Origin of the sequence: Streptomyces sp. NPDC048419, assembly GCF_043200415.1 — a bacterium.
In the GTDB taxonomy this organism is placed as follows: Bacteria; Actinomycetota; Actinomycetes; order Streptomycetales; family Streptomycetaceae; genus Streptomyces.
Genome location: NZ_JBICXT010000008.1, coordinates 108,001 through 117,752 on the forward strand (window position 1 = coordinate 108,001; position 9,752 = coordinate 117,752).

Here is a 9,752-nt window from a genome sequence, read left to right on the forward strand (position 1 = left end):
GCGCCACTCTTCCGGGGCGGGGCCGGCGGTCTGCCCCCCCCCCTGCGGCTCGCGGCCGCACCCCGGGGCGAGCGCCGGGCGATTGCCCCTGTCCGCCAAGGAGCCGAAGAGCGCTGCCGCTAGCTCCCAGGAACCGTGTCCTCGAAGGTGGTGCCCGCGGAGCGGTACGCGTTGATCTTGGCCGTCACCTGGTCCGGGGTCAGGACCTGGTCCTTGACGTGCAGGACGTAGTCGATCTGTTCGTCGTAGGAACGGGCCGTGGTGCTGGTCTGGCCCGCGAGGTCGATCAGCCACTGGTTGAAGTTGATCGACATGGGCCGCTCGGGCAGGTAGGCGGCGTCGTGGGTGCCGAAGAGCCGGCCGTCGATGTAGTACTTGATGGTGCTGTTGTCGATGGTCAGCAGCAGGTCGTGCCAGCCGGCGTAACTCTGCCGGGACTCGGTGTGCTGGTTGACCGCCTGCCACGGGTCCGGGTTGTAGGTCTCCCAGGACGTCGTGTAGAGGATGTTCGACGGCTCGCCCCAGCCGCCGTTGGGCAGGTACTCGAAGTCGTACTCCGAGTAGTCGTCGGCCATCGGGGCCGTGAGGTCGTTGATGGTGAAGAACGTCTGGACGAGGTGGTCGCCGTCGGGCCCGGAGACCGGCGCGTCGGAGAAGTTGACCCGGGCGGCGTAGGTGCCGTTCTTGAACTTCATCGCCTTGGACACCACTTCGGTCTGCTTGGTGCTCTCCGCAGTGCCGGCGGTCGAAGTGCGCAGGTTCATCACGGAGTTGCCGCCTGTACCCGCGAACGTGACGTTCTCCGGCGACCAGGTGGCGCCGGGTACGCCCGGGCCGCCCGAGTTGGAGCGGACGTTCCAGCCGTTCGCCGAGATCCTGGGGTCGCCGGAGCTCGTGTAGTTGAAGTCGTCGAACAGACTCTGTCCGCCGGCCGGGGGGTGGGTCGGCGGGTCGGTCGGCGGGTCCGTCGGGTCGTTGCCCTCGGGCGCCACGCCCCACACGGTGCTGCCCGCCACCTGGGCGGTGACCTTCGACCAGTCCGCGTACGACGTCTGGGAGGCCCCGAAGGAGAAGTCGTCGCTCTGCTTGAGCGGCTGCCAGTCGGAGCGGTAGAACCGCAGTTGCATGTCTCCGGTGTCGGCGCCAGGGGCGAGCGTGCCCGCCCCCGAGGTGAAGCCGATGTCCAGGTAGCGGTCGGCGGTGGCGGTGGGGTTGGCCAGCGTGCCGAAGGTACCGGTGATGTTGGCGCAGCCCTTGACCGCCCACGAGCAGGCGAAGCGGTAACCGGCGCTGCCCGAGTCGGACTTGAAGTAGTAGCGCACCTTCACGCTGGACAGCTGCACACTTGCGGCGCCGGTGTTCCTGACCTTGATCCAGGGCTCGGCCTGGTCCGCCGTGGCACCGGTGGCACTGGTGCGGTACTGGACGGTCACGGGTTCACCGGCCGCCCCGGCCGTGCCGGTCAGGGCGGCGAGACCGCCCGTGGCGGTGGTCATCGCTACGGCGGCTGCTGCGGCGACGCGCCATCTGCTGGGCGTGGTGTGGGGGTTCATCCTGTTCCTTCCGGAGGGGTCGGACTGTCGGGGTGCGGTGCCGCTCAGGGGTGGCGGCCGACCTTGAGGGCGTCGAGGCGCACGGTGTGCCCTCGCAGGCGGGCGGCGAAGTCGGTCCACATGCTCGGACCGCTCCAGCTGCCGTCGGCCAGCGCGCACAGACGGGGATAGGTGAGGTACTCGATGCGGTCGGGCGTGGCCGCGTACTCGGTCCACAACTGGGCCTGGGTGCCCAGGACATGGGCGGCGGCCTCCGGGGAGGCGCCTGCGGGCACCAGTTCGTAGCCATGGACGTCCCGCAGGCCTACGACGCCTCCCGGTTGACCCGCCGGTTCGTCGCCGGCGTCACTCTGCGCGTAGTCGAAGTAGGTCGCGCGGTGATACGAGTTGATCACCGCGTGGCCACGGTCGGCCGCGGCGAGGGCATGAGCGGGCTCGCGCCAAGCCATCACCGTGAATCCGTCCGGCAGTTCGGTGCCGGTCTCGGCCCAGCCGACGGGCTGCCGGCCGTTGCGGATCAGGAAGGCGCCGACCTGGCCGAGGAACCATCGGTGCAGCTGTGCGGTGCTGCTCAGCCCGGTCTCCTTCAGACGGGCCACGGCGGCCGGGCTCCGGGTCCATTCGGTCAGGGGGCACTCGTCCCCGCCGAGGTGGATGTAGGGCGAGGGGAAGACGTCCATGACGTCTTCCAGCACGGTGCGGCAGAAGTCGAACACCTCGTCGTGGAGCCCGAGGATGGTGTCGCACACGCCCCATCTGGTCCAGACGTCGAGGGCCCGCTCGGGGTGGTTGCCCAGGTGCGGGTAGGCGGCCAGGGCGGCCCGCGTGTGGCCGGGCATCTCGATCTCGGGCAGGACCGTGATGCCCCGCGCGGCGGCGTAACTCACCAGTCGGGCAAGGTCTGTTCGAGTGTAGGAGCCACCGTGCGGTACTCCGTCGTAGCGATCCCCGCTCGGGCCGATCATCGACTGGCGGCGGTGGCCGCCGATCTCGGTGAGCTTGGGCAGGGCGGCGACGGGCATGCGCCACCCCTGGTCGTCCGTCAGGTGCAGATGGAAGACATTGATCTTGTGCAGCGCAAGGAGGTCGACGTAGCGCAGCAGGTACCGCAGGGGCTGGAAGTGGCGGGCCACGTCGAGCATGGCTCCACGCCAGGGCCGGTGCGGAACGTCGGTGATCTCCGCGCAGGGCAGCGACCAGCCCACGCCCCGCCGTGGTGTCGTCGACAAGGCTTCTGCGGGCAGGAGTTGGCGAATTGTCTGCACGCCGCGCAGCAACCCGGTGACCTCCCGGGCGCGCAGCAGGACGGAGTCGCGGCCGATCGTCAGCCCGTATCCCTCGCTGCCCAGTCCGGTCAGGTCGCAGTCGACGGCGAGGACGAAGGCGCCGTCGGCGGCGGACTTCAGCGGCAGTCCGGTGGCGGGCGCCAGGGTGGTGCGCAGCAGATCGGCCGCCGGTTCGGCGCCCTTGCCGACGCGTAGGCAGGTGTCCGCGGTGAAGGTGAAGTGGCCTGATTTGAAGCGGGACTTGGTGGGCCTGGGCACAAGGGTGTGGTGCTGCGGGGGTGTGAACACAGCTGTCTCCGAGGGTCGCGTGCGTGAGCGGGCGCGGGAGGGTCAGCCCTTGACGGCGCCGGCGGCGAAGCCGGAGGTCACATGGCGCTGGAGGAGCAGGAACACGACGAGCGCGGGGAGCGCGAAGAGGGTGGAGGCGGCCATGGTCGCGCCCCAGTCCGTGCCGAAGACGTTCTGGAAGGAGGACAGCCAGACCGGCAGCGTGCGGCTGTCCTGGTGCTTGATGATCAGGAAGTTGGCGTAGGCGAACTCGTTCCAGGCGGTGACGTAGCCGAACAGGGAGGTGGCCATGAGGCCCGGGGCGAGCAGCGGGAAGGTGATGTGGCGGAAGGCGCGCATACGGGTGCAGCCGTCGACCTGTGCCGCTTCCTCCAACTCCGGTGGTATGGCGGCGATGAAGCCGCGCAGCACCACGATGGTGAACGGCAGGGTCATCATGAAGTAGACCAGCGTCAGGGTGGGCAGCCGGTCGAGCATGCCGGTGTCGCGGGAGATGATGTACACGGGGATGATCAGCGCCTCCCACGGCGCCATCTGGGCGACGAAGACCAGCAGCATGAACTGGCGCCTGCCGCGCCAGCGCATCCTGGCCACGGCGAAGGACGCGCCGAGCGCCACGATCAGGGCGAGCAGGACGGCACTTGCGGTCACGAGGATGCTGTTGCGCCAGAACAGGGCGAATCCGTCGGCGTCGACAGCGGTCCGGAAGTGCTCCAACGTCCAGGTGTGCGGCAGGAATCGGGGAGTGTCGGACTGGATGTCCCGGTTGGGTTTGAACGCGGTGGTGACCATCCAGTAGACGGGAAAGAGGCAGAGCGCGATCGTCACGGTGGCGGCCGCGTGCAGGGGGACGCGGCGCAGGCGGAGTCGTAGCGTGCTCACAGGGCCTCGCCCTCCTGGCGGAACATCTGGCGGAAGTAGAGGACGAGGACGCCGGCCATCATCAGGACGGTGACCATGGAGGCCGCGGAGCCGAGGTCGTAGCGCTGGCTGGACAAGGCGGTCTGGACGGCGTAGACGGGCAGGATGGTGGTGGCGTCCCCGGGACCGCCGTTGGTCATCACCCAGATCTGCACGAACGCCTTGAAGGTCCAGATGACTTCGAGCGAGAAGACGAGCATGAAGATCGGCCGGATCATGGGAAAGGTGATGGCGCGGAAGATACGGCCGCCCGAGGCGCCGTCGATGCGCGCCGACTCGTACAGCTCGGCGGGGACGGTGGTCAGGGCCGAGTACAGGGTGATGGCCGCGAAGGGCACCGACTGCCAGACGATCAGCAGGACCAGGATCGTGAAGGCGGCCGGGCCGTGCGCGAACCAAGGGTAGCGGTCGAACGAGGTGAAACCCAGCTGCTTCAGCGACCAGTTGACGATGCCGAACTCAGAGTGGAACAGCCACTGGAAGACCGTGGTGGCGGCGATGACCGGCATGGCCCAGGCCAGGACGAGTGCGCTGAGCAGGGTCGTTCGCCAGATGCGGCCGAGCCGTTCGATGAGCAGGGCGACCAGGGTGGCGAGCAGCATGATGAGGACGACGTTGACCGCCATGAACAGGAAGGTGCGGCGCACGACCTGCCAGAAGCGCTCGTCGGTCAGCAGCGTCTCGTAGTTGCGCAGTCCCACGAACCGGGCGTGGCCGAGGATGAGTTGACGCAGCTGGAAGTCCTGCAGCGAGATCAGGACGGCGCGGGCCAGGGGATATGCGAGCAGGTAGAGCATGCCCAGGACCGTGGGGGCCGCCAGCAGATAGGGCCATGCTCCCGCGCCGTGCCGCTGTCGCACGCTCGTGTGCTCGGGCCGGGCGGGGTGCGGCGAAGGCCGGCGAAGCCGGGTTCGGGCGGGCTCCGCGGTGTGTTCCCGGGTGACCGACACGCCGTCGTCTCCTCTCGGTGTGCGAAGGGATGCCGGCGCCACGGAGGTGTGGCGCCGGCCGTCACGGCTCAGGAGCTGCCCTTCATGGCGGCGGTGATCGCCGACGACGCCTTGGCCGCCTCCGTCTGCGGGTCGGCGCCCGTGAGCACCGCGGTCATGTAGTCCTTGATGGGGTTCTTCGCCTCGACGGCGGCCCAGCCGGGGGTGTTGGGGGTCGCCCGGCCGACGGCTGCGCCCGCGGCCATGGCGGAGGCTCCCGGGTCGTCGGCGACCGCGCCGGCCAGCGTCGTCTTGTTCGGTACGTAGCTCATGGCGGCGGCGAGCCTGCGCTGCCAGGGGTCGCCGGTGAGGTCCTTGACGAACGTGAACGCGGCGTCCTGCTTGCCGGACGCGGCCGGGATGACGAGGTCGGAGCCGCCGATGAACACCGAGCCGGGACGCGCGGCGGTCTTGCCCGGGATGGGGAAGAAGCCCAGCTTGTCCTTGAGTTCGGGGTTGTTCTGGGTGACGACGCTCGCTCCGCCGGGTGAGGAGATGATCTGTGCCACCTGCCCCTTGGCCATGACCTCGGCCTGCGGCGGCTGCGCCTCGTCGGAGTCCTTGGGGCCCTTGCCGAGGGCCTGGAGCTTCTTGTAGAAGTCCATGCCGCGCAGCGCCTGCGGGGTGTCGAGCGCTCCCTTCCAGGTGCCGCCGGACTTGGTGGCGAGGTCGCCGCCCTCGTCCCAGATGAACCCCGCCAGCGCGTACCACATCTGGCCCGGCAGGTAGATGCCCTGCGTGCCGGAGGAGTTGAGCTTCTTCGTGGCCGCGATCCACTGGTCACGGGTCTTGATGGCGGCCGCGTCGACGCCGGCCTTCTTGAACAGGTCGGTGGGTAGATCACGACGCGGTTGGCCGCGTAGTAGGGGATGCCGTACTGCTTGCCGTCGTAGGCGCCCGGCTCGGCCAGGCCCTTCAGCCAGTTGCTGCCGCCGAGTTCACCGACCTTGCCGCTGAGGTCGAGCAGACCGCCGCCCTGGGCGAACTGGGCGACCTGGGTGTTGCCCGTCTCGATGACGTCCGGGGCGTCGTTGCTGGCGAGCGCGGCGGTCACCTTCTCCCCGATGCCGTCCCACTCCTGGATCTGCACCTTCACCTTGATCTGCGGATGGGCCGCCTCGAAACCCGTGACGAACTCCTTCTGGAACTGCGCGGAGACGCTGTCACGCATGAGCCATACGTCGATCGTCGTCGTGCCGCCGGCGGAGTCGCCGGACGATCCGTCACTGCCGCTGCAGCCGCTGAGGCCTCCAGCGATCACCAGCGCGGACACACCTGCAAGCATGCGGAGCTTCACAGTTCACCCCTGAGAGGAGAGCACCAAATGAACTGACCAGTGAGACAACTGGACAGGTGACCTGTCGATGGTCGATGAAGGTGGCATAGACCAATAGAGGCGTCAACCCCCGGCGCCTGCACCACTTTTGGCGACTGATCACCACCGGACCGCCGCACGGGGGACGGAACGCCAGCCACCCTGCACTTGACCAGTAGCGGTCAGTGGTAAAGGCTGTGAGGACTGGTCAGGTAAAGTTCATGTACGGCGGGGCGGGAGCGGGCACCATGAAAGCCGGCGATTCGGGAGCGGTCCTCAAGCGGGAGCGCGTACGGGACCACATCCTTCAGCTCATCGAGTCGCGGCACCCCGGCGACGCCATCCCCTCCGAGCGGACCCTCTGCGCCGATCTGCACGTCTCCCGGCCGACCCTGCGGGCGGCGGTCGACGAACTCGTCGCGGCGGGGCTCCTCGTGCGCGAACACGGCCGCGGCATGTTCGTCGCGCCCGAGAAGATCACGCAGGAACTCGTCTCCGACTCCCACGGCATGGCCCTGCCGCAGGCGTCCGGCACCTGGTCGAGCCGTCTGCTGGAGTTCACCACCATCGCGGCCGGCGCCCGGGTGGGCCGCAAGCTGAGCCTCTCCCCGGCCGCCGACATCGTCTACGCGGCTCGCCTGCGCCTCGTCGACGGCGTCCCGATGGCCATCGAACACCTGCACATCCGGGCGGACTTGGTGCCCGCGCTCACCGCGCAGGAGCTGGAGGCGGGCGACCTGTACGAGCACCTGCGCGAGCGGCATCGGGTCCAGGTCAGCGACGCGGTGCAGACGATCGAACCGACCGTCGTCAGCCAGGCCGAGGCCAGGCTCCTCGAGGTGCCCCACCTCTCCCCCGCCCTGCTCTTCGAGCGCCTCACCAACGACGCGGACGGCCGGCCCGTGGAGTACGTCCACTCCGTCTACCGAGGCGACCGCTACCGCATCGTCTCCCGCCTCACCCTGACCTCGGCGTCCGCCGACGGGGCATCCGGTGCCGCGGGCGTCGTCCCTGGGATGGCGCCGGGGACGGTCACCCAGTGGGAGGCGACACCCCGGTGACGACCGCGTTCGCCGGCACGCGCGGCACCCGGGCCGCCGTTCACTGATCTCGGCGTCCGCCCGGAAGCCCGTCGATCATCAGGCCGAGGGTGAAGTCGAAGCGGTCGTGGGTGGTGCCGGCGGTGAGCTCGGCGGCGTAGCGCTTGGTGTGCGGGAAGGTGTCGGGCAGCGCGGCGAACCGGCGCAGGAGCTCGTCGCGGCTGACGACCCAGTTGTCGTCGCCGCGGCTGAGCCGCCGGTTCACCAGGGAGACCTCGAGACTGTAGGCGTTGACGTAGAGCATCAGTGAGTCGATCGCCCAGGCGGCGACCTGCGGGGCGATGCCTCCGGCGAGCAGGATGGCGAGCATCCCCTCGCTGACGCGCAGCGTGTCCAGGTTGGACGGGGCGGCGGCGAAGGCTGCCCGGGAGATACCCGGGTAGCGCAGGTACTGGTCGCGGAGCTGTGTGCAGACGTCGATGATCTGCTCCCGCCAGTCGGCGGGGTCCGGATCGGGCAGCTCGATCTCGGCGCACAGACGGCCGATGAGCAACTCGTCGAGATCCTCCTTGTTGACGACGTGGGCGTAGAGCGACGACGGTCCCGTCTCAAGCGCGGTGGCCAGACGCCGCATCGTCAGGGCTTCGTGCCCCTCTGTCTCCACGATGCCGAACGCGGTGCCGATGATGGCCTCGACGGTGATCGGCTTCTTGCGCCCGCCGGACGGACCACGCCGGGCCGCGCCGGCGCCCGCGTCCGTGCCGAGCTGATGACGGGCTGCGCGCCGTTCCTGCGGAGTGGGTGACATACACGCAGTCTAGCGAATCTACGAACAGTGTTCCGCGCCACTCAGAACGCTGTTCGTCTTGTTCGGAACGCCGCTCTGCTGTAGAACAGTGTTCGTGTCTACTGACCAGCGCATATCTCAAGCGCCCACCATCAGCCCGCTGCCGTTGCGCACCGCATGGCTCGTCCTGGCCGTCGTGGTTCTGGCCGACATCATGGATCTGATCGACTCCAGCATCGCCAACCTCGCCGGCCCGTCCATCCGCGCCGACCTCGACGGAGGGCAGGTCACGGTGCAGTGGGTGCTGAGCGCCTACACCGCGGCCTTCGCGCTCGGCCTGGTCACCTCGGGGAGGCTCGGCGACCTGCTCGGCCGCCGGCGGCTCTTCCTGCTCGGCATGACCGGCTTCACCGCGGCCTCACTGGCCTGCGGTCTCGCCCCCGACGTGGTCTCCCTGATCGTCGCCCGCACCCTCCAGGGCCTGTGCGGGTCGGTCATGATCCCGCAGGGTCTGGCCCTGGTGAAGGTCGTGTTCCCGCCCCAGCACCTGCGCAGGGCGCTGACCCCGGTCGGTCCGCTGATGGGCCTGACCATGGTCGCCGGGCCCATCCTGGCCGGCTGGCTGCTGCACCTGAACCTGTTCGGCAGCCAGTGGCGCTCCATCTTCCTGATCAACGTCCCGTTCGGTGTGATCGCCCTCCTGCTCGGCCGGCGCGTCCTGCCCCGCCACGGCGGCGAGGACCGCACCGCCCGCCTCGACCTCACCGGCGTCGGCCTGCTCACCGCGGCCTCGGCACTGCTGATCATCCCGCTCATCCAGGGACGCGAACTGGGCTGGCCCGCCTGGACCTACGCCATGATGGCCGCCGCGGTCGTCCTGCTCGCCCTGTTCGTCGTGTCCCAACGACGCAGCGGGCACCCGGTGATCACTCCGACGCTGTTCCGCAAGCGCAGCTTCGTCGTCGGCCTGGTGATCGTGGCCGGGTTCTACGCGTCACTGAGCGCGTTCGTCCTCGTCATCAACCTGCTGCTGCAGCAGGGCATGCACTGGACTCCGCTGCACACCGGCCTCACGCTCATCCCCTGGGCCCTCGGCACCGCCGCCGCCGTCCTCCTCGCGGGCGCCGTGCTCGCCGAGAAGCTGGGACGCGCGAGCCTGCACCTGGGCCTGTCCATCGCCGTCGTCGGCCTGTTGGCCCTGTGGTGGTCCGTCGCCCACTGGGAGGCCGGCATCACGGTCTGGAAGCTGGCGCCCTCGCTGCTGCTCACCGGATTCGGTTCCGGCCTCGTGTTCGTCCCGCTCGTCGACTTCATCATCGGCGACGCGACCACCGAGGAGGTCGGCACCGGCGCGGGTCTGCTCAACGCGGTCCAGCAGTTCGCGGGCGCGATCGGCGTCGCCGCCCTCGGCACCGTCTTCTTCGCCCGGGTCGGACACCCGACGGCCCACTCCTGGTTCACCGCCGCGGAACTGGTCTTCGGCATCGCCGCCGCCCTGAACCTCCTGACCTTCCTGCTGGTGGGACTGCTGCCCAGGCATGCTCAGCGGGCACACGGCTAGCCGGACCGGCGG

The 9,752-nt window shown here is 69.3% G+C and carries 7 protein-coding genes and 1 pseudogene; 2 read left to right on the forward strand and 6 right to left on the reverse strand.

All coding sequences use genetic code 11. The annotated features are described in order from the left end of the window. Positions 1 to 119 precede the first annotated feature (119 nt). The 5 genes and pseudogenes from ACGFYN_RS18885 to ACGFYN_RS18905 all read right to left on the reverse strand — a co-directional run bounded on the left by ACGFYN_RS18885 (position 120) and on the right by ACGFYN_RS18905 (position 6,334). Positions 120 to 1,553, reverse strand: coding sequence for a cellulose binding domain-containing protein (locus tag ACGFYN_RS18885; protein ID WP_393866941.1), 1,434 nt, complete (start codon positions 1,551 to 1,553; stop codon positions 120 to 122). Positions 1,554 to 1,597: 44 nt separating this feature from the next. Continuing rightward, positions 1,598 to 3,127, reverse strand: a complete 1,530-nt coding sequence (locus tag ACGFYN_RS18890; RefSeq protein WP_393866942.1) for a beta-N-acetylhexosaminidase — start codon at positions 3,125 to 3,127, stop codon at positions 1,598 to 1,600. Between the two features lie 42 nt (positions 3,128 to 3,169). Beyond that, complete coding sequence (locus tag ACGFYN_RS18895; RefSeq protein ID WP_393866943.1) at positions 3,170 to 4,009, reverse strand: carbohydrate ABC transporter permease; 840 nt, start codon at positions 4,007 to 4,009, stop codon at positions 3,170 to 3,172. Further along, positions 4,006 to 4,998, reverse strand: coding sequence for a carbohydrate ABC transporter permease (locus ACGFYN_RS18900; RefSeq protein ID WP_393866944.1), 993 nt, complete (start codon positions 4,996 to 4,998; stop codon positions 4,006 to 4,008). The genes ACGFYN_RS18895 and ACGFYN_RS18900 overlap by 4 nt, the downstream gene beginning before the upstream one ends. A gap of 68 nt (positions 4,999 to 5,066) precedes the next feature. Further along, positions 5,067 to 6,334, reverse strand: a pseudogene (locus tag ACGFYN_RS18905) (extracellular solute-binding protein). A gap of 266 nt (positions 6,335 to 6,600) precedes the next feature. Between ACGFYN_RS18905 and ACGFYN_RS18910 the strand changes: the two are divergent. Then, complete coding sequence (locus tag ACGFYN_RS18910) at positions 6,601 to 7,413, forward strand: GntR family transcriptional regulator (protein ID WP_393866945.1); 813 nt, start codon at positions 6,601 to 6,603, stop codon at positions 7,411 to 7,413. 40 nt (positions 7,414 to 7,453) lie between these two features. On the opposite strand, the gene ACGFYN_RS18915 is transcribed toward ACGFYN_RS18910, so the two are convergent. Then, a complete protein-coding gene (locus tag ACGFYN_RS18915) occupies positions 7,454 to 8,200 on the reverse strand; it encodes a TetR/AcrR family transcriptional regulator (RefSeq protein ID WP_393866946.1) in 747 nt (248 codons plus the stop codon). A 94-nt stretch (positions 8,201 to 8,294) separates the two neighbouring features. Here ACGFYN_RS18915 and ACGFYN_RS18920 point away from each other — a divergent pair, with 94 nt between their 5' ends. After that, a complete protein-coding gene (locus tag ACGFYN_RS18920) occupies positions 8,295 to 9,740 on the forward strand; it encodes a DHA2 family efflux MFS transporter permease subunit (RefSeq protein ID WP_393866947.1) in 1,446 nt (481 codons plus the stop codon). The last annotated feature ends 12 nt before the right edge of the window (positions 9,741 to 9,752 follow it).

Coding starts and splice junctions, on each gene's coding strand:
- ACGFYN_RS18885 (WP_393866941.1), bottom strand. CDS start 1,553: ATGAACCCCCACACCACGCCCAGCAGATGGCGCGTCGCCGCAGCAGCC.
- ACGFYN_RS18910 (WP_393866945.1), top strand. CDS start 6,601: ATGAAAGCCGGCGATTCGGGAGCGGTCCTCAAGCGGGAGCGCGTACGG.
- ACGFYN_RS18915 (WP_393866946.1), bottom strand. CDS start 8,200: ATGTCACCCACTCCGCAGGAACGGCGCGCAGCCCGTCATCAGCTCGGC.